The organism is Leeuwenhoekiella sp. A2, assembly GCF_047946655.1.
In the GTDB taxonomy this organism is placed as follows: Bacteria; Bacteroidota; Bacteroidia; order Flavobacteriales; family Flavobacteriaceae; genus Leeuwenhoekiella.
Map to the genome: position 1 here is coordinate 624,537 of NZ_CP172311.1, position 19,448 is coordinate 643,984.

General features: G+C 36.3%; 18 protein-coding genes. 8 read left to right on the forward strand and 10 right to left on the reverse strand.

Annotation, left to right across the window (positions count from 1 at the left end; all coding sequences use genetic code 11):
* Positions 1-3: 3 nt before the first annotated feature.
* Positions 4-3,237 carry a SusC/RagA family TonB-linked outer membrane protein gene (locus tag ACH3PA_RS02685; RefSeq protein WP_416440732.1) on the reverse strand — a complete coding sequence of 1,078 codons (3,234 nt, stop codon included), beginning with the start codon at positions 3,235-3,237 and terminating at the stop codon, positions 4-6.
* Positions 3,238-3,546: 309 nt separating this feature from the next.
* The gene (locus ACH3PA_RS02690; protein ID WP_416440730.1) at positions 3,547-4,077 is read right to left on the reverse strand and encodes an RNA polymerase sigma factor; all 531 of its coding nucleotides are present in this window, start codon (positions 4,075-4,077) and stop codon (positions 3,547-3,549) included.
* Positions 4,078-4,411: 334 nt separating this feature from the next.
* On the opposite strand from ACH3PA_RS02690, the gene ACH3PA_RS02695 reads away from it, so the two are divergent.
* Genes ACH3PA_RS02695 through cyaB form a run of 7 tightly spaced genes read left to right on the forward strand, consistent with a single transcriptional unit; the run spans position 4,412 to position 9,558 of the window.
* On the forward strand, positions 4,412-5,380 hold the full coding sequence (locus tag ACH3PA_RS02695) for a sugar phosphate isomerase/epimerase family protein (protein ID WP_416440728.1): 969 nt from the start codon (positions 4,412-4,414) through the stop codon (positions 5,378-5,380).
* A gap of 9 nt (positions 5,381-5,389) precedes the next feature.
* Positions 5,390-6,127 (forward strand): ThuA domain-containing protein, encoded by a 738-nt coding sequence (locus ACH3PA_RS02700; protein WP_416440726.1) that lies wholly within the window; start codon positions 5,390-5,392, stop codon positions 6,125-6,127.
* Positions 6,117-7,706 (forward strand): PQQ-dependent sugar dehydrogenase, encoded by a 1,590-nt coding sequence (locus tag ACH3PA_RS02705; RefSeq protein ID WP_416440724.1) that lies wholly within the window; start codon positions 6,117-6,119, stop codon positions 7,704-7,706. The genes ACH3PA_RS02700 and ACH3PA_RS02705 overlap by 11 nt, the downstream gene beginning before the upstream one ends.
* Before the next feature lie 16 nt (positions 7,707-7,722).
* Positions 7,723-8,106, forward strand: a complete 384-nt coding sequence (locus ACH3PA_RS02710; protein WP_416440722.1) for a hypothetical protein — start codon at positions 7,723-7,725, stop codon at positions 8,104-8,106.
* Positions 8,107-8,577 carry an OsmC family protein gene (locus ACH3PA_RS02715; RefSeq protein WP_416440720.1) on the forward strand — a complete coding sequence of 157 codons (471 nt, stop codon included), beginning with the start codon at positions 8,107-8,109 and terminating at the stop codon, positions 8,575-8,577. It abuts the gene before it with no gap.
* Positions 8,574-8,969: a VOC family protein gene (locus ACH3PA_RS02720; RefSeq protein ID WP_416440718.1), complete on the forward strand. Its 396-nt coding sequence runs from the start codon at positions 8,574-8,576 to the stop codon at positions 8,967-8,969. Before ACH3PA_RS02715 ends, ACH3PA_RS02720 begins: the two co-directional genes overlap by 4 nt.
* A 4-nt stretch (positions 8,970-8,973) precedes the next feature.
* Entirely contained in the window at positions 8,974-9,558 is a 585-nt protein-coding gene (cyaB, locus tag ACH3PA_RS02725) for a class IV adenylate cyclase (RefSeq protein ID WP_416440716.1), read from the forward strand.
* A gap of 16 nt (positions 9,559-9,574) precedes the next feature.
* Here cyaB and ACH3PA_RS02730 read toward each other — a convergent pair whose 3' ends face one another.
* The 8 genes from ACH3PA_RS02730 to menA form a co-directional block, all read right to left on the reverse strand.
* Positions 9,575-10,891: a M24 family metallopeptidase gene (locus ACH3PA_RS02730; protein WP_416440714.1), complete on the reverse strand. Its 1,317-nt coding sequence runs from the start codon at positions 10,889-10,891 to the stop codon at positions 9,575-9,577.
* Positions 10,892-10,974: 83 nt separating this feature from the next.
* Complete coding sequence (locus ACH3PA_RS02735; protein ID WP_416440712.1) at positions 10,975-11,400, reverse strand: hypothetical protein; 426 nt, start codon at positions 11,398-11,400, stop codon at positions 10,975-10,977.
* 32 nt (positions 11,401-11,432) lie between these two features.
* Complete coding sequence (locus tag ACH3PA_RS02740) at positions 11,433-12,563, reverse strand: YfbK domain-containing protein (protein ID WP_416440710.1); 1,131 nt, start codon at positions 12,561-12,563, stop codon at positions 11,433-11,435.
* 79 nt (positions 12,564-12,642) lie between these two features.
* Complete coding sequence (locus ACH3PA_RS02745) at positions 12,643-13,716, reverse strand: AMP-binding protein (RefSeq protein ID WP_416440708.1); 1,074 nt, start codon at positions 13,714-13,716, stop codon at positions 12,643-12,645.
* A 12-nt stretch (positions 13,717-13,728) separates the two neighbouring features.
* Positions 13,729-14,658: a CPBP family intramembrane glutamic endopeptidase gene (locus ACH3PA_RS02750; RefSeq protein ID WP_416440706.1), complete on the reverse strand. Its 930-nt coding sequence runs from the start codon at positions 14,656-14,658 to the stop codon at positions 13,729-13,731.
* A gap of 3 nt (positions 14,659-14,661) precedes the next feature.
* Positions 14,662-15,696, reverse strand: a complete 1,035-nt coding sequence (locus ACH3PA_RS02755; RefSeq protein WP_416440704.1) for an o-succinylbenzoate synthase — start codon at positions 15,694-15,696, stop codon at positions 14,662-14,664.
* A 97-nt stretch (positions 15,697-15,793) separates the two neighbouring features.
* Positions 15,794-16,474 carry a metal-dependent hydrolase gene (locus ACH3PA_RS02760; RefSeq protein WP_416440702.1) on the reverse strand — a complete coding sequence of 227 codons (681 nt, stop codon included), beginning with the start codon at positions 16,472-16,474 and terminating at the stop codon, positions 15,794-15,796.
* A gap of 256 nt (positions 16,475-16,730) precedes the next feature.
* The gene (gene menA / locus ACH3PA_RS02765; protein WP_416440700.1) at positions 16,731-17,630 is read right to left on the reverse strand and encodes a 1,4-dihydroxy-2-naphthoate octaprenyltransferase; all 900 of its coding nucleotides are present in this window, start codon (positions 17,628-17,630) and stop codon (positions 16,731-16,733) included.
* A gap of 143 nt (positions 17,631-17,773) precedes the next feature.
* Here menA and ACH3PA_RS02770 point away from each other — a divergent pair, with 143 nt between their 5' ends.
* Positions 17,774-19,435, forward strand: coding sequence for an alpha-amylase family glycosyl hydrolase (locus tag ACH3PA_RS02770; RefSeq protein WP_416440698.1), 1,662 nt, complete (start codon positions 17,774-17,776; stop codon positions 19,433-19,435).
* The last annotated feature ends 13 nt before the right edge of the window (positions 19,436-19,448 follow it).

Sequence of the window (19,448 nt, forward strand, 5' to 3'; positions counted from 1 at the left end):
TTTTTAGAAACCCAGATTCACACCTAAAGTGAAGAATTTACTAGTGGGATAGCTTCCAACGTCTACACCATTTGCACTCAATCCATCAGAACCACTTACATCTCCAATTTCAGGATCCAGACCAGAGTAATTGGTAATTGTAAATAAATTTTGAGCACTTAAATACACTCTCAATTTTTTCATATACACCTTATCTGTGAAAGCCTGAGGAAATGTATAGCCTACTTGGATATTTTTTAAACGGACGAAACTCCCATCTTCAACATAGACGTCAGAAACTCTATTGTTACCGTTTTTATCATAAGAGACCAGTCTGGTATAAGTTGTAGATTGATTTTCGGAAGTCCAGTGGTTTAAGTAAAATTCACTGCCCATATTTTGAAGACCTACTCCAGCAGCTGCATCAAAGTTTTGTAAGTTTCGCTTAGCATAATTCAGAATATCATTTCCTACTGAAGTATAAATAAATAAGCTGAAATCAAACTGCTTATAAGATCCATCAAAATTGATTCCACCAAAAAAATCAGGAATAGGGCTTCCTATAATTTCCCTATCATCATCTGTAATTCTACTATCACCATTTAGGTCTACAAATTTGCGGTCACCGGGAGAAGTATCAGAAACCTGATAAAATGAACCGTTTCCATACTGATCTGAAGTTGCTTGATTAAGGGCATCTATTTCAGCCTGAGTTTGAAAAATTCCCGCAGATCTAAAACCATAAAACGCACCTACTTCTCCGCCAACTCGAGATTGACTAAACGTGGTCCATACATTCCCTCCATAATTTCTAAAATCAAGACTTGTAAAATTCCCTATTGATGTAAGTCCATCTGTAAAAGATAAAATTTCATTATTCACTGTGGTAAGATTTGCGCCTAAACTCCATTGAAATTCATGCTCAGCTGAACGATACTGAAGTGATAACTCCAAGCCTTTATTCCTTATACTTCCCACATTTCTCGTGGCTGTACTGAAACCTGTTTGCGCAGGCACATTCACATCTAATAAAAAGTCGCTTGATTCTCTTACATAGTAATCTGCCGTAAAGGTGATTTTATTATTTAAAAATGCTGCATCAATACCAATATCAGTCTGGGTAGTTTTTTCCCAGGTAAGGTCTGGATTGGCCAATCCATTTAAAACTAAACCGGGATAGTAATTTTTGGGATCACCAAAGGCATAACCTCTATTGTCAGTTGGGGACGGTCCTGAACCATACAATCCTAAATATTGAAAAAGACCAATATTTTGATTTCCAGATTTACCCCAACTTGCTCTTATTTTAAGATCGTTGATTGCCTCAACATCCGATAAAAATGATTCCTGCTTTAATTTCCATGCTGCCGAAAGTGAAGGAAACACACCCCATTTTTTACCAGGCCCAAATCTAGATGAACCATCTCTACGCACTGTTCCTGTTAAAATATATTTATCTAAGAATTTATAAGTCAGTCTGCCAAATTGAGAAGCCAGAGACCAAGCCTGTTGATATCCGTAAGGTGCAACTGTTGTCAAAGAAGAAATATCTCTTAATTCATTACTTACTAATCCATTACCATCAGCGCCAGATATACGATAAGTATTTTCCTGAGATGAAATACCTCCTACAATGTCTAAACTATGATCGCCAAAAGTCTGAACATATGATACCGTATTTTCCCAAAGCCATTCGTAACTACTATTATTTCGTTGGGAATAATAAGCTTGGGGATTAGGTTCTTCTCTAGTATTGCTGGGTGTAAAATAGGAACTAAAGCCACTAAAAGTATTTATTCCAAAATTAGTTTTCGCTTTTAATCCGGGAAGTATAGTTACCTCTACAGAGGTTGTACTTAAAAAATTATCTCGTGGATTATCTTGATCAATTTCTTCAACATCAGCATATAAATTAGTCATACCCGTTGTTGCTTGTGCTCCCGGTATATAATACCCATAATTACCATCTGCATCCTTGATCATATCTGTAAGTGGATTTCCAGTCATAGTGGGAATTAGTCTCGTTAAATTTCCCAACTGAGTGATAGATGAACCAGATCCTAATTTGCTGTTACTATGCGTATATTTTACACTTGCTGTAGCTTTAAGCCAGCTATATGGAGTAAAATCTACATTTAGACTGGAATTATATCGTTCATAATTTGAGAATTTCACAATCCCTTCATGTTTATAATATCCTAAGGAAAATGAGGTCTGAACAAGTTCTCCCCCACCTCTAAGGGCAACATTATAATTCTGTCTTAATCCCGCCCTATAAAATGCATTTTGCCAATCAATATTTCTAAAACTTGCAGGGTCATTGTTCCATTCCGGTAAAATAGGGTAATCATCAGTTGTAGCGACTTGTTGAGCAGCGGTCACAAATTGTTCTGCTGTCATAACATCATACATTTCTGGTTTTGCCTGAACTGATAACAAACCGTCAAATGAAATCTCAAATACATTCTTTTTACCTCTCTTGGTTGTTATTATTACAACACCATTAGAAGCCCTATTTCCATAAATTGCAGTTGCAGAAGCATCTTTCAATATTTCCATAGACTGAATATCAGAAGGGTTCAAACTCGAAAGATTACCTGATATAGGATAACCATCAACCACATAAAGAGGTGAATTATCTCCAAATGTACCGGTACCTCTAATCTTAACTGAAATTCCTGCACCTGGAGAACCATCATTTGTAGTTACCTGAACACCAGCGGCACGGCCTTGTAGCGCCTGATCAACAGTAGTTACAGGGACTTTCTCTACCTGCTCAGCAGAAACAGAAGAAACCGCTCCCGTTAAATCACTCTTTTTGGCAGTTCCATATCCAATTACAACAACTTCATCTAGCCCTTGTGCATCTTCTTCTAATTGAACATTCATTTTTGTATTATCTCCCACAACACGTTCAATACTTTTCATACCCACATAAGAGAAAACTAAAACAGCCTGTGTTGATGAAACAGTAATATTGAAATTACCATCAAAGTCACTCAAAACCCCATTTTGGGTTCCTTTTTCTAATATATTAACTGTTGGCATAGGACTTCCATTAGCATCTGTAACTGTCCCACTAACAGAAATTTGGTTGTCAATGACGAGTGTTTTAGAGTTAGTTACTGTTTTTGCCGAAGATAAATTTATTGAACTATCCTTCTTTAAAATTGATGCATTTGATAAAAAAGAAAAAGTAACAAGTGGGTTAGTAAGAAAAGTCAAACTTAAAATTAGTGTTAAAAATAGTTGATTCATACTATATTTATTTTAGTTTTAAAACATGAAAAGTCACGCGACATAAATATGCCGTAATGCTTTTGAGATTTATTAAAGAGTTCTCTATTTGACGGTGGGAACTCTTTTTTTTGCTAGATATGAATTATCTAGCTTTATAAGAAGGTGACGTTTATTTCATACGCTCATATTTAATTATTAAATTATTTGTAGTCTTTTACGCAATCACACAGAGGATAGCATATTCTTAGATAAACACTCAAAAAATTAAACTATTACACTACTATAACAATTGAGTAATACAAAATCCCTAATCATTTATTAAAAAATTTACATAAATAATTCTTTCTGAATAAAAAGATGGGCAAGATAAAGGTGGTTCGCAATCGTTTTCTTAGAAATACCAAGGCTTTGAGAGATTTCCTCGTAGGTTAGGTTTTCTATTTTATGAAGTAAAAATATTTTTTTTCGTTTGGGAGGAAGTTTATCTATAATTTGATAAACCTTTTGCATTCTTCTAGTGTTCTCTTCAAAATCTTCAGCTTCGTTTTCCTGAGGAAATAATTTTTCTTCAATCTCACCTACAGTCTTGGCTTCTCTCTTAAGGTGATTTAATATCAGATTTTTACAGATTACAAAAATTTGCCTATCAAGAAGAACATCATCTTTAAGTTGACTGCGTTTTTCCCAGAGCTTGAGAAAGGTTTGTTGCACAAAATCATCAGGACCAAGAGTAGCAGAATCAAATTTCTTAGCGAAGAAAAAAAGTTTGGCGTAGTAAATTTTATACAATTTCTCCAAAGACTGGATTTCTCCTGCCTTGAGACCCTTCAAAAGAAAATATGTATCTAAATTTTTCAAGAGGTAAAAATTATATCATATTTCAACATGAAATGAGGCTTATAAACTTAACAATTTGTTAACGACTATACAACAGAATACGTTAAAAAATATAAATATCATAAAATTATCGAATTGAATTAGCGATAATATAAATGTGAGATATTTCTGAAAGCCCGTCATCTCTCAAATGCATGCAAAACAAGCAGATTTAAAAGCAGTTAAAAAAACAGCCTTTTTAGCCTCAAAATTCATCGTACAACAAAAAAATATCCTACAGAAATAAAACATTAAGTAACTTCATAGGCGCATTTCACCTAATAAAACATTTTTAAAACAATATAAAACTACAGGCATGGCTAAAGTACACTCTACTAATCAACGACGGGATTTTATAAAGAAAAGTTCTCTGGGAATGGTGGCCTTACCATTTTTAAATTTTAATTATAGGACCGATTTTTTGACAAAAAATACCAATTTTGAGCCTATTTCGGTTAGTATTTTTTCAAAACATCTACAGTTTCTTGATTATAATAATATGAGCGAGGCTGCCGCAGAAATGGGTTTTGATGGTATAGACCTAACTGTACGTCACAATGGGCATGTTCTTCCACATCAGGTGAAAACAGATCTTCCTAAAGCTGCACAGGCGATGCAAAAAGCGGGATTTGCTCCTCAAATAATGACTACAGATGTTACAGACGCCAAAGACGAGGATAGTAAAATACTTTTAAATACAGCAAGTGATCTGGGCTTTGAATATTATCGCATGGGATGGTTAAAATATCCTGAAGATGTATCTATTCCTGAAACTATAAAAAAATATCATGCTCAATTTAAAGACTTGGCAGCGTTAAACAAAAGTCTAGGTTTACATGGAGGTTATCAAAATCACTCCGGGAAATATATAGGTGCAGCAGTCTGGGATCTTTATCAGATTCTAGAAGGTATTTCACCACAATGGTGCGGATCGCAATACGATATCAGGCATGCCACTTTAGAAGGTGCAAACTCGTGGGAATTGGGTTTAAAACTTATAAAAGATTATATAAAAACTATTGTGGTCAAAGACTATAAATGGGAAACGAAAAATGGAAAAACTGAAATGATAAACACCCCGATGGGTGAAGGTATGGTAGATTTTAAAAGATACTTTAGCATTCTGAAATCATACGGAATAAATGTACCTGTAATAATGCATTTTGAGTATGGATTAGGCGGAGCAGAGCATGGTAATTCTACTTTAACTATAGACAAAGAAGAAGTATTTACAAAAATGAAAAAAGATCTTGCCTTCGTACGTGAAACCTGGAAGAATGCCTAATTAAAAGATATGAGAGTCAACCTAACTTTTTGTTTAATTCTAGCTTTTTGCGCAATTTCATCTGCTCAAAACTTGCTTGTTTATACCCATAATGGTGAAGGTTATGTTCATGACAATATTGAAGCAAGTGTGAAAGCATTAGAAAAACTGGCTTCACAAAATAACTTCACCATTCAAACAACAGATGATCCTGAATTTTTCACTACCCAAAATTTGAAAAATATTGACTGTATAATATTCTCTAACACAAATAACGAGGCCTTTTATACGCAATCTCAAAGAGACGCTTTTAAAAATTACATCAACGATGGAGGCGGTTTTGCAGGCATTCATGTTGCTTCCGGTTCAGAAAGAAATTGGGATTGGTTTGCCGCCATGTTAGGAGGCCGTTTTGTAAGACATCCTAAACTTCAAGAATTTGATATCGCTGTCATTGACAGTACGCACATGTCTACTAATTTTCTTCCAAAAATTTGGCATTGGGAAGATGAATGCTACTATCTTGATAATTTAAACCCGGATATTCACGTCCTGCTCGCTGCCGACTTAACTACCGTTACAGACGATAAAAAAGATGAATATCCTGACAAGGTTTTTGGCGACTATGCTCCCCTTGCCTGGTATCATAATTATGATGGTGGCAGACAATTTTACACGGCTCTGGGACATAAAAAGGAATATTACAGCAATCCTCAATTTTTAAATCATATTTTAGGAGGTATTAAATGGGTTTTAAATGAAAATTAAAGACTATTGGCTATTTATAATTGGCTTGGTAATCATGTCCTATTCATGTAAAAATGAAAAAGACCGCACAGAAATAGCAATAGCTTATCTACAAACTACTGATCAAAATTTAAGTATTACGCCCGTAGAAACAGGTCTTGAAGTGCCTTGGGATATCGATGCTTCCCTGCCAGATAAAATTTGGTTTACAGAACAAAATGGATCGGTTTACCTAAAAGATCTCAAGGCGGGAAGTACTAAAAAAATGTTCAAAGTTCCTGATGTAATCTACAAAAAGTCATACGGCTTATTAGGAATGACCGTGCATCCTGTTGACCCGTATATTTTTCTTCATTACACATTTACCCGTGATACTGTCAACATTAAATCAAGATTAGTACGCTACACATATGACTCTGATACTTTAAAAGAACCCACAATTCTCATAGACAATATATCTGGAAACACGTACCATAATGGTTCTCGTCTTATAATTTCGCCAGACGGCAAACTCATTTTCTCTCTGGGAGAAGTGGGCGATACCCGTCATGCACAGAGTGACAGTGTGATTACAGGAAAGATCTTACGATTAAATATCGATGGCTCGATACCTCATGATAATCCTGTGAAAGGGAGCTACATTTATACCAGAGGCCACCGTAATCCGCAGGGCCTAGCATTTAGCGATAAAACCATTTTATACAGTTCTGAACATGGTCCTAATAACGACGATGAGATCAACTTGATTGTTGCTAACAACAATTATGGCTGGCCAGATGTACAGGGTTTTTGTGATACCGAAAGTGAAAAAGAATATTGCAAAGGTCACCATATCACAGAGCCCTTAAAAGCCTGGACGCCAACAATAGCAGCTGCTGGCCTGGCTTTTTACAATAGTGATAAAATACCAGAGTGGAAAAACAGTTTACTTGTAGCTAACTTAAAAGGCAGAGCATTGCGGGTGCTTAAGCTTAGCGCAAATGGTCAACATATTAATGATGAACACATTTATCTCCAGAAGAAATTTGGAAGAATAAGAGATGTGTCTGTGGCTCCTAATGGCGATATTTATTTTGCTACCAGCAACAGAGACTGGCATCCTCGATTTCAACCCTGGATGTATGATAGCTTACCTGATGGTCCCGACAAGATATACAGAATAAGTGCCATGTCACCAGATGAAGAACTCGATCCTAAAATTATTGTTTACCATGAAGATAAGGAACCTATACAGCTTGATAGCGAAAACTGGAATCCAGATCTGGAAGACGAGTTTGTAGCTGGAGAAAAGTTATATGCTAAGAATTGTTTAAGCTGCCATGGTCCCAAGGGTCAGGGATCTGAAGATTTAATCCCGCCCCTATCTGGCACAAATTGGGTAACCGGTGATAAAGGTAAACTTATACGTACCGTGCTTACCGGGATTTCACATCCCATAGAGGTTAATGGTAAAACATATAATCAGGAAATGCCTTCTTATTCTCAACTCTCAGATCAGGAAATTGCAGATATTTTAACTTACATTAGAGGCAGCTTTGATAACGAAACTTCCGGGGTTATTGAAGGTGAGGTTTTTGAAGAACGGAAAAGCCTGAAATAATATAATCCTGTTTTTTATGAAAATAAAATATTCTAAAAAAAGACTGAGAACTAATCTGATTTTAGGCTGTGCCTGGACGATTTTGAGCATCGCAAAGCTGTTTTTTAATGAAGAACTCAAATGGTCAGATTACGCTTTATTTGTACTTGGTCTTCTCTACTTTGGCCTCTATTTTTATGAAATAAACTATCAATATATCACTATTGAAAATGGTTTTATATATAAGAACTGGCCTTACTCTAAAAAGCTTGAACTTGCTAAAGTTACTCAAATAAAAAAGTTTGCCGGTGATGTCACTTTGATTTCAGAAGACAAAAAACTAAAAATAGACACGCTCATATTATCTACAGAATCAAAACGTGATCTAGACGAACAATTGAGTACTATACCTGTCGTGTAATTGAAAACCCATCATTATAATATCACTACACAATGGACTGGAAATACTGGTAACGGTACTTCAAAATATAATCAATATAGCAGAAATCACATTATTTCGTGCAAAAACAAATCGCATACTATTTCGGGTTCATCTGATCCTGCTTTTTTAGGAGACCCTGAAAAATATAATCCGGAAGAACTTTTGCTTTCTTCCATTTCATCCTGCCACATGCTTTGGTATTTACACTTATGTGCCTCACATCACGTAGTTGTAACAGCATATTTTGACCATGCTGAAGGGATTATGGAAGAACTTGATAACGGAAGTGGTAAATTTAAAGAAGTCATTTTATATCCTCAGGTTACGGTACAAAATGAAACAATGACTGAGCAAGCTCTTAAATTGCATGAAGAAGCTCACAAAATGTGTTTTATTGCAAATTCATGTAACTTTAAAATCGGTCATAAACCATCAATTATCGCGTTATGAAGCAAAAAATCCGCACATTTTTTACATTTTTTGAACAAGCCGAAACTGCGATGAACTTCTATATTTCACTTTTTGACGATGCGGCTATTTTAAGTATCGAAAGGTACAAAGCCGGTGAAGCCGGGAAAGAAGGCTCTGTAATAAAGGCAGTTTTTCACATTAAAGGGCAAGAATACATGTGCATAGACAGCCCTATAAAACATGATTTTACTTTCACGCCTGCCATCTCGCTTTTTGTTAACTGTGATTCTCAAGAAGAAATAGAGCGCCTATCTGAAGCTTTTAATTTAGAAGGTAAATTTTTGATGCCCTTAGATAATTATGGCTTTAGCCAAAAGTTTTGTTGGGTTCAGGACAAATTTGGTGTTTCATGGCAACTAAATTTCGAGTAAAATCATGTTTGAAGTTGAACTTAAAGCCATCGTCAGGAATAGATCTGCAACCATAACGCAGATAGAAAATCTATGTAATGAAACAGCTTTAAATTTGGTTTATGATGATGTTTATCTTGACAAAGAGAATACACTTACAACTGTAGACAAAGAGCTGCGTTTGCGAAATAAAACAAACAGGGATTCTGGTGAAAGCCGCTTTTTTCTCACATTCAAAGATTCTCCATTTGACGAAAAAAGTAAATCAAAACCCGAATTTGAGACAGAAATTGCCGATTTTAATACCGGAATAGCCATTTTTCAAAAGCTGGGATATTCAATATCGATGCGCTATACTAAAGAATGTCTCATTTATAACCTTACCTATCAAGACATAAAACTTGAAGTTTCAATTGTGAAATTACCAGAACTAGAAAACACTTTTATTGAAGTAGAAACTCAAACAGAGACTGAGAAAGACATAAAATCTAGATTTAAGATTTTGCATGAATTTTTAAACCAAATTGGCATTGCCCAAATTGATATTACCTCACAGTATTATGTTGATGCTATTAAAGAAAAACGTGAGCAAGATCAACGGCTAGATTAACTCCGCTCAGTGGGTTTTAATTTCCTATCAAAATAAGATCTTCCTGACGGCCGTTTATATATTTAAAGCCTTTGGGTCCCCAGAAACCATCTTCTTCAAGCATAATACGTATATCTTTATTCCACTCTGGTATGTTCACAGTAGCATTAAGTTCTATCGCGTAAGCTGTATTCTCATGTAAAGGATAATCTCCTGATCCCGGCACACCTTCCTGACTGTCCCACATACCAAAAGTGGCACCTGCAGAATGCCCATATAAGCCTAGCGGATGCGTATAAATAGCTGGTTGTAATCCTTCAGATTTAGCCTGGTCAAGCGATTTTAAGAGTATGTCGTTTCCTGTTTTTCCGGTCTCAAAATTTGCCGTAAAAATATCCTGAACTTTATTTCCTTTCGCGAAAGCATCTTTTAAAAATTGTGGTGCCTGAGTCTCGCCATCTCTTAAAACATAAGCATGCTCCTGGCAATCTGTGTTGAGACGCAAATAAGTTATCCCAAAATCACAATGCAGCAAATCTCCCGGCATTATTATCTTTTGCTTATCGCCAGCCGTAAATGAAGTGATATGACTGTCTAATTGCTCGTCTGCTCGCTGAATATCAACCGTAGGATGAAACCAGGTGTCGAGCCCCATTTCTGTAACTTTTTGTCTAAAAAACCACACCACATCATCTGTCGTTGTTACTCCCGGGTTTATAACCTGTGCGCTAAATGCCTCTTTTACGATATTATGGGTGATGTTAACCAGTTCCTGAAATAATTGCATCTCCATAGGTGTTCTGGTTTCTATCCAGCCTATAGCGAGGTTTTCTGCCGAAACTACCCGATTTTTATAGTCATCTGGCAGATCTTTCATAAAAGCGTCATAATCTGTTTTTACTATGCCATCTGCAATACCAAAATCATTTGAATAGTTAAGTGCTATTTTATTAGGATTGCGTTTTGTGATAATATCGGTTAGGGCTTTCCATTGATCTGGTTCTTTGTCCTTATCCCAGGCTGATGTAATATTATCACCTACATTGTAACGTGCGACGGCGAGTTTTTCCAGCTTATTTTTAATTTGGTCGTAATAAAAAACCAGCATGGTACGTCTGCGCGCATTGAGCCAGGTTGCCGGTAACATAGTGCGCAAAACAGGATCTTCATTATATTCTCGCGATATTATTACCCACATATCAATATCATTACGATACATAAGATCTGGTAATAATTTGTCAAATCGTTCTGCAAGAATCTTATCTACAAGCTGGGCGCGATCGCGTTCTGGAAGTATTTGTGCATTTATATTTGAAAAGAAAACAATGAAAAGAAGGGTAATAACCTGTCGCATGAAATACTATTATTTATTGGCTTTTGCTGAAGTTAAATTAGCCAATAATAACCAATAAAAAAGGCGCCCATGGCACCTTTTTACTAATTATCTTTTGATTTACGCCGCTTGCGCTCTGCTTTCTTACTGAAGTCCATAGCAATCAGTTTATTAATTTCATCTGGGGTCATTAGCGAACTCAAACTTTGTTTGAATTCATTTTGCAGTCGGTCGTATTTTTCTCTTATGTCCTCAGCTTTTAATGTGCGGTCGCCTTGTAGATCCTGTAATTTTGTAATGTGATCTATAAGCGCATTTTTTAAAACTTCTTTTTCAAAATTATCAAGATCAAAAACTTCCTGATAATCGTTAATATGTTCTTCTACAATTTCTGATGGTGTCTTAGGTTCTGGTGCAGGCATTTGCGTGCGAGGTTGTGAAGACATACCTCTGTTATAACGGCCACCGCCATATTGAGCCTGAGCCTGAATACCTAAAAGACAAATAAATACAATTAAAAGAATGCGCATTGTGTACTAATTTTATGCAAAGAAAAACAAAATTAATAAACTTCGCTCGCTTTAACCAGCATAATAAATTTTGCTCTGTCCCCGTTAGGATCATACTTTTTACCTGTAGCTGCAAGTTGTAGAACATCTGCCAGCGTTGTGGTTTTAACCAAAGGTGATTTTTGCAAATGCAAACCAAACATAGCAATCGCAGACATAAACTTTAAATCTCCAGAGGCTTTTGTGATCTCGTCATTTGCGCTAAGCACCTGTCTTTTTAATACTGCCGGCTTTTCTTTAGTATTATTGATATAGCTAACGCTTAGGGTAAGCAATTCATTACTTTTATTTAAAGACGTCAGATTATCTGTTTCCTGATCGATAGGGATTAATTCATAAAGAACAGTTACAGCATCATCTGCAACTACAACTGCATCATCTTGTTTTTCAGATTTATTCTCATATCCTACTCTTCTGTATGCTTTAACCGTTTTGGCATTAAAAAGCAATTCAACTTTTGCATCTTTTAAAAGATGTTGAGCCGATTTTTTCTCGTGCAGACCGATTTTTACCAGTTTTGTACCGGTATTCCAGGGGGTTTCTATAACCTCTGTGTTTATTGAAAGTGGAGTATCACCAGAAGGCTCTTCATATTCATAGCTGAAAGAATTGAGCATTTGCTCTATTTTTACAGCATCTACAGGAATAGAATTATCTTTTTTTAGAATCTTGCTTATAGTCGTATTAGCCGTATCGTCTACATCGATTGAAAAATGAGCGATAGGATTATCTTTTACATTTTCAAATTCTTGAGTGAAATCGGTTGCTTCAGGTTCTCCCAAAACAACTTTAGAAGCAGAACTACCGCAACCCATCATTAAAACAGATCCAGACGGCTCTTCTTCAGTTTTTAGCTTTATAGTGAAAATATTTTTATCTGAAACTGTTACCTCTTCTGTTTCATAGCCTACCATTGAGAACAAAAGCGTTTCATCAGTTTCCGCTTTAAAGCTGAATATTCCCTGCTTATCTGTAGCGTTACCGTGCGTTGAACCTTTAACCAGAACATTCACTCCTTCTAGCGGCATATTGTTACTATCTGTAACCAGACCGGTAACAACTTTTTGCTGCGCAGAGAGCGGTAACGTTATAGTAAGAAAGATGAAAAGATAAAGTGATTTCATGCTCAAGTTGGTTTGAGCTTTAAATATACATTTTCAAATACTTACGGGCAATCTAATTTTTCTTAAAAAACAGCGATTTTTATACATTTTCTGCCGATTTTATCGCTTTTACGGTAGACCAGCGCTGTAGTTTACCATTTCGCGTACGCGTAAACGCAGCTGTGCAGTAGATTGCTTTAGGAACTTCGTACTTATCAAGAGCTGAAAAATCAATCTGGGCAGCATCTGTATCTTCGGTTTCTAATACCAGAATTAGTTTCTCACCCAGCTTTTCATCTTTTTCTGAAGCAATAAAAAAAGGCACTTCAATTACAGATGCCAGCTTATTTTCTATTTGTTCGGGAAATAATTTAATTCCGCCGCTATTTATCACATTATCTACTCTGCCTAACCAGATAAACTTTTTGTATGATATAAGCTCTACCACATCATTTGTAACCACAGGATCTGTACTTACTTTAGGTGCTTTTATAACTAAACATCCTCGCTCATCCTGACTTACGGTTACTTTATTTAAGGTCTTAAACGGCGATATTTCTTTGTTCTTTTTAGAATTTACACGTCTGGCTGCGATATGCGTGATGGTTTCGGTCATACCATAAGTCTCATAAACTTTGGTTTCAGAATCTTTTACCATCGCTTTTAAAGATTCTGAAAAAGGGCCACCACCTACAATTAACTTACTTATTAAATGTAATCTGGCAAGGGAGTTATCCAGCTGAAAAGGCGTCATTGCACAAAAGTCATAGCGCTTAAATACAGAATCTAAAGGGTTTGCTTTAGGCGGAACCATATCAAGACGCCAGCCCAGCACCATCGCACGCACAAGCATCATTTTACCGGCGATATAACGCGTAGGCAAACAAAGTAAAGCTGTAGAAAAAGTCTCAACGTTAAAGTGCTTTCCGGTTGCCCGGGCACTGTTGATCATGTGTTTTTTATAAAGCTTAATGGTCTTGGGTTCTCCCGTAGAACCAGAGGTATTGACCATGACATAATCTTTGTCATTAAGCCACTCTAAAATAAATTGTGCGGCTTCTTCCTCATAAGGTTCCCCTTCTTTTATATATACAATTGCAGCCTCAATTAGCGCAGCAGGTTTTAATTGTCTGCCATTTAATTGAAACTCGGGATGTACATATTTTTTTGACATTTTGCGATTTTTTTAATCGGCTACCAAATGCTCATCTATAATTTTCTGAGGAGGTTCTACTCTTCCAAATAATTTCTCCCGCCAGCCGGTCCATTTATATTTATATGCTAATATAATTAAGAAGATGGGATAGACAATGAGAACAGGCAGAATGATTTCTGAAGAAGTGGCTGTTTCACTGGTAGACATGAACAGAGAATCTGTTTGCAGCGCAGAATATTGTGAAGTTACCAAGGTCGCTGCGAGGAAATTATTTCCGAAATGAAAACCTAAAGCCAGCTCCATCCCTTCATCCATCAAAGTCATAATACCCAGAAGTAAACCGGTGCCAATGTAGAATACCATAGTTATCGCTCCCATCGCTGCTACTTCGGGATTTGCCGAATGAAAGATCCCAAACAAAACACTGGTAACTATTAACGGCACCCATTTATTCTTAGCCGCTACACCTATTTGTTGCATGAGAAATCCTCTAAAAAGATATTCTTCAAGCCCAATTTGAAACGGGAATAATATCAAACTCAATACAACAAGAATTATAAAATTAGGCACATCAAGTTGATAGACATAATTCTCTGGAGTTAAGTAGTAACCTAAAGCAAAACTGAAAATCGTGAAAATAAAAATCAGTGAAAAAGAGAATAAAATCCGCTTAAAATCGACCTTTTTCCGCGATGTTGTAAGTGATAAAAGACTGCGCTCATGCATAAATTTTACCAGAACTAAGAGTAAAACAAGTATGGGTATAAAAACTCCCAGGTTAATTATAAAACTAAGATGAGTAGGTATCTGCTTCATAAGCTCATATGCCGCATCCATATCTTCTTTAGTCGAAAATAAAAACATGATAAGATTTGCAATAAAAATAGCCATAGTGATACCAGAAGTCAACAACACCTTCCATGGGGTATTGTCACCCTTATAAGCCTGCTCTATAAACATAATTTAAAATTGAAAGGACCACTTCTCCTGTGGATTATATTTAAGTTGCCCTTGTGTTATTTGCAATGGTGAATATACATTATTTGTATATAAGCCGCCAGTCCCTAAGCCTTGCGGTATAGTGGTATTTTTAGTAAAAGTATACTGTGCAATCGCGTTGAGACCTATATTGCTTTCTAATGCAGAGGTGAGCCACCAGCCTATACCTTTTTCTTCTGCAAGTTGTATCCATGCATCGCTTCCGCGGAAACCACCTATCAAGCTTGGTTTTAATATTATATACTGCGGTTTAATCGCATCAAGAAGGTCTTTTTTAGCATTAAATCTATCTACACCTATTAATTCTTCATCTAGAGCTATGGGCAAAGGTGTCTTCTCACAAAGAGAACGCATAGCTTCTGGCTGGCCCTGTTTTATGGGCTGTTCTATAGAATGTAAATCATACTGCCCGAGAACTTTTAACTTGTCTAGAGCATTTTCTGATGTAAATGCACCATTTGCATCAACACGCAACGTTATTTCCTCCTTAGAATATTTTTTACGTATACTCTCAATAAGTGCTATTTCACTTTCAAAATCGATAGCTCCTATTTTAAGTTTTATGCAATCGTATCCTGCTTCCAGTTTTTCTGCGATTTGCTCTTCCATGTAAGAAGCATCACCCATCCATATGAGCCCGTTAATTGAAATTCCTGTCTCTCCCCGTGTAAATTCTGAAGGAAATAAATCAAACGGTGTCTCACTTCGCAAAGAGCGGAAGGCCATTTCTAAACCAAATTGTATACTGGGAAAATCGTATAATTTGTCATACAGTTTTCTTTCGCCCTGAGCGATATTATCACAAGCCCATTTTAGATTCTCTTCATAATCCGGGCGATCATCAAAACTTAAACCGCGCAGTATGCCGCACTCTCCTATTCCGGTTTTGCCTAATTCCTGAATTTTGATAAACCAGGTTTCTTTTGAAGTAAGAACGCCCCGTGAAGTTCCACTGGGGCGTTTAAAATCTAAAATGTATTTTTTATATGATGCTGTCAACCTAAAAATGTATAATTAAACCCGGCATGTTTCCCGAGTCTAAAATTGGAAAATTTCTATTTAAAACAACCTCAATAAATTTAACCCTCTGGTAGAATTAAAAATTTAATGAGCCGCCTATTTCTAGCAAAGTAAGTTCTTTACCTGCAAGTTCAAACTGTTTTACAGCTTTATCGTGATCTATCTCTATGTAACCAAAAGTATCGTAGTGACAACCAATAACTTTGTTGCATTCTACAAAATCACATGCTTTTATAGCATCTTTCACGCCCATTGTAAAATTGTCGCCTATTGGCATAATTGAAAGATCTACATCAAATTCCATTGGGATCAATTTCATATCCATAGTGAGCGCTGTGTCTCCCGCCATATAAATTACTTTATCGTCTACAGAAAAAACAAAACCGCCCGGTTGCCCGCCGTAACTGCCATCAGGAAATGAACTTGTGTGAATTGCATTTACATATTTTACCTTACCAAAATCAAAATTCCAGCTACCGCCATGATTCATCGGGTGAACATCAAAACCCTTATCGCCATAAAAATTTGAGATCTCAAAGTTACTTACGATTGTTGCACCTGTATTTTTTGCGATTGCTTCAGCATCCAGCGTATGGTCCTGATGCGCGTGTGTAAGAAAAATGTAATCTGCTTCTAATTTATTGATATCGATCTTATCTTTTGCAAGATCGTTGCCTGTGATAAAAGGATCTGTTAAAATTTTTGCTTTACTGGTTTCAATGCCAAAACAGTTTTGGCCGTAGTAGGTAATTTTCATAGTTGGTATTTTCAATTTTTCCTTTGAAAATTACGAAAAGCAGGTTTTAGCAGAAATCTGAAGATACTAAGCTTTCGTTAAAAAAAAACCCGGGTAACCAGCCCGGGTTTAACCAACCAATCTATAAACTTTATGAAATTAGCAATCATGATCAATGATTACACTGTAAATATACCACGGTTAAAAAAGGGCGATCAAAAATTTTCGAAAAATGGCAAAAATCAGATTAAATGATATAAAAATCGGTTGAAACACACTAAAAATTCAATCCTAGCGCAAATAAGATAGAAAAGGCAAATGTAGAGAGTGCTACCTTTTTTAATTCGGGATCAAGCAAAGCAGGTGAATCATTTTTTAAAACTCGCACTAAATGAAGTATTAATGGAATAAACATAATGCACGCAATTGCAGCCCATTGCCAAAAACTAGTCACATATAAATAAATTAGCGTCGCAAGAAGAGGAAGAAGAATAAGTAAAGTATGATACATTTTTGACCCACGCTCACCTAAAACAACTGCAAGTGTATTTTTCCCTACCCGACTATCTGGTACGCGATCTCTCATATTATTGAGATTAAGAACCGCTGTACTTAGTAAACCTACAGCTGTAGCGGGTAAAAAATGAATGAAAGAAAGCTCATGACTATATAGAAAATAAGAACCTACAACCGCTACCAGCCCAAAAAAGATAAAGACAAAAATATCGCCCATGCCTTTGTAACCATAAGCACTTTTTCCCACTGTATAACGCACAGCTGCGAGAATCGCACTACAACCTAAAAGAAAAAACACAATAGACAGCACAAAATTCTCGGCGCCAAAGGCATTGTAAATAAGTGCCAGACTGATTAAAATCGTGAGAATAGCAGTAAAGATTATTCCGTTTTTTAATTCTTTTTCAGACAAAATACCGCTTTGCATAGCACGTTTTGGTCCTATACGCTCTTCATTATCTGTGCCTTTTACACCATCGCCGTAGTCATTAGCAAAGTTAGAAAGTATCTGAAAACCAAGTGTTGTGAGGATAGCCAGGGTAAATATGCTCATATCAAAATTACCAACTTTATAGGCCATTGCAGTACCGGTTATAATACCGGCAATAGAAAGTGGCAAAGTGCGCAAACGCATGGCAGAAATCCAGGCTCTAATTTTCATCAGTTACATTTGTATTAAGAGACAAAAGTAGGTTTATCATCTTGTATTCAAAAATGAGTTATGCGTAATCATCCATTTAAAAGTTTATCCCTATTTTGACACATATTTTTCAATTACACTTTCTACCTTTCAAAAAATAAGAAATGAATAAATACTTACTATTATCTCTTTTGGTTATGACTCTTTTTTCATCATGTAAACAAACCCAGACAGATCTTAAAGAAGAGACTTCTTCAAAACCAACTGCTTTTGTGTGGGGAGGCGCAAATGTTTATTTCTTATTGACAGACAGATTTTATAATGCCGATACTGCCAATGACGTAAATTTTGAACGCACTCGTGAAACGGGAGTTTTAAGAGGTTTTGAAGGCGGAGATATAAAAGGAATAAATGCTAAAATTGACGCAGGTTATTTTGATGATCTGGGTATAAATGTAATCTGGTTCACACCGGTAGTAGAGCAAATTCATGGCGCGGTTGATGAAGGTACCGGCGCTACTTATGGCTATCATGGTTACTGGGCAAAAGACTGGACGGCTCTTGATCCTAATTTTGGAACAATGGCAGATCTGGAAAATTTAGTAAAAAATGCGCACAGTCACGGCATACGCATCATGATGGATGTGGTTATGAACCACACCGGTCCTGTTACTCCTAAAGATCCTTTCTGGGGTGATGACTGGGCCATACAATCACCTACATGCACTTTTGCCGATTATGATTCTACGGTTAATTGCACACTCGTAGACAACCTGCCAGATATTAAAACTGCAAGTGAGGAAGAGGTTGAACTTCCCGCTTTTTTAATTGAAAAGTGGAAAAACGAAAAAAGATACGATCAGGAAATGGCCGAGCTTGATGACTTCTTTTCTAAAAACCAAATGGCTAAAACGCCCAGAAACTACATTATAAAATGGCTTACAGACTATATACGTGAATTAGGCATTGATGCCTTTAGAGTAGACACTGTAAAACACGCTGATGAAGATGCCTGGACGGCTTTAAGAGAACAGGCAGATATCGCCTTTAATGACTGGAAAACTGCCAATCCTGATCAAAAATTAGACGACAATGCATTTTATATGTTAGGCGAGGTTTACAATTACTATATTAATTCTGGGCGCACGTTCAACTTTGGCGATAAGAAGGTAGATTATTTTGCACATGGTTTTGATAATTTGATCAACTTTCAATTTAAGCAGGATGCAAAAGGCTCGTATGAAGCTATGTTTAAGCAGTATGATTCTATTCTGCACAAGCAACTAAAAGGGAAAAGCGTTCTTAATTATGTAACATCGCATGACGATGGAGATCCTTTTGATAAAAAGCGTCAAAAACCATTTGAGACCGGCACTAAATTATTGCTCGCACCGGGTTTAAGCCAGATCTATTATGGTGATGAAATAGCCCGTAATCTTACAATAGCAAATACTCAGGGCGATGCTACCTTACGCTCATTTATGGAGTGGGATAGTATAACCAATAAAAGTAAAAGCAAAATTTTAACACACTGGCAAAAGCTGGGAAAATTTAGGCATGATCATCCGGCTGTGGGAGCAGGAAAACATAGAATGCTTAGCAAAAACCCTTATACTTTTTCACGAATTTATTCAGATGATACTATTGATGATAAAGTTGTTGTAGGTCTAGATTTGCCTCTTGGCGAAAAAGTTATCAAGGTGAGTTCAATTTTTGACGATGGCACAAAATTGAAAGATGCTTACTCTGGTAAAACAGTTACAGTAAAAGATGGTAAAGTAATTTTGAGTACAGATTTTAATATTGTCCTGCTGGAAGCTTTGTAATGCTAAAAAAATA

Excerpts from the sequence above, each read along its gene's own strand:
- ACH3PA_RS02735 (WP_416440712.1), bottom strand. The coding sequence starts at position 11,400 with ATGCGCATTCTTTTAATTGTATTTATTTGTCTTTTAGGTATTCAGGCT.
- ACH3PA_RS02710 (WP_416440722.1), top strand. The coding sequence starts at position 7,723 with ATGAAAATAAAATATTCTAAAAAAAGACTGAGAACTAATCTGATTTTA.
- ACH3PA_RS02740 (WP_416440710.1), bottom strand. The coding sequence starts at position 12,563 with ATGAAATCACTTTATCTTTTCATCTTTCTTACTATAACGTTACCGCTC.
- ACH3PA_RS02730 (WP_416440714.1), bottom strand. The coding sequence starts at position 10,891 with ATGCGACAGGTTATTACCCTTCTTTTCATTGTTTTCTTTTCAAATATA.
- cyaB (WP_416440716.1), top strand. The coding sequence starts at position 8,974 with ATGTTTGAAGTTGAACTTAAAGCCATCGTCAGGAATAGATCTGCAACC.
- ACH3PA_RS02705 (WP_416440724.1), top strand. The coding sequence starts at position 6,117 with ATGAAAATTAAAGACTATTGGCTATTTATAATTGGCTTGGTAATCATG.
- ACH3PA_RS02685 (WP_416440732.1), bottom strand. The coding sequence starts at position 3,237 with ATGAATCAACTATTTTTAACACTAATTTTAAGTTTGACTTTTCTTACT.
- menA (WP_416440700.1), bottom strand. The coding sequence starts at position 17,630 with ATGAAAATTAGAGCCTGGATTTCTGCCATGCGTTTGCGCACTTTGCCA.
- ACH3PA_RS02770 (WP_416440698.1), top strand. The coding sequence starts at position 17,774 with ATGAATAAATACTTACTATTATCTCTTTTGGTTATGACTCTTTTTTCA.
- ACH3PA_RS02695 (WP_416440728.1), top strand. The coding sequence starts at position 4,412 with ATGGCTAAAGTACACTCTACTAATCAACGACGGGATTTTATAAAGAAA.
- ACH3PA_RS02745 (WP_416440708.1), bottom strand. The coding sequence starts at position 13,716 with ATGTCAAAAAAATATGTACATCCCGAGTTTCAATTAAATGGCAGACAA.
- ACH3PA_RS02760 (WP_416440702.1), bottom strand. The coding sequence starts at position 16,474 with ATGAAAATTACCTACTACGGCCAAAACTGTTTTGGCATTGAAACCAGT.
- ACH3PA_RS02700 (WP_416440726.1), top strand. The coding sequence starts at position 5,390 with ATGAGAGTCAACCTAACTTTTTGTTTAATTCTAGCTTTTTGCGCAATT.
- ACH3PA_RS02750 (WP_416440706.1), bottom strand. The coding sequence starts at position 14,658 with ATGTTTATAGAGCAGGCTTATAAGGGTGACAATACCCCATGGAAGGTG.
- ACH3PA_RS02720 (WP_416440718.1), top strand. The coding sequence starts at position 8,574 with ATGAAGCAAAAAATCCGCACATTTTTTACATTTTTTGAACAAGCCGAA.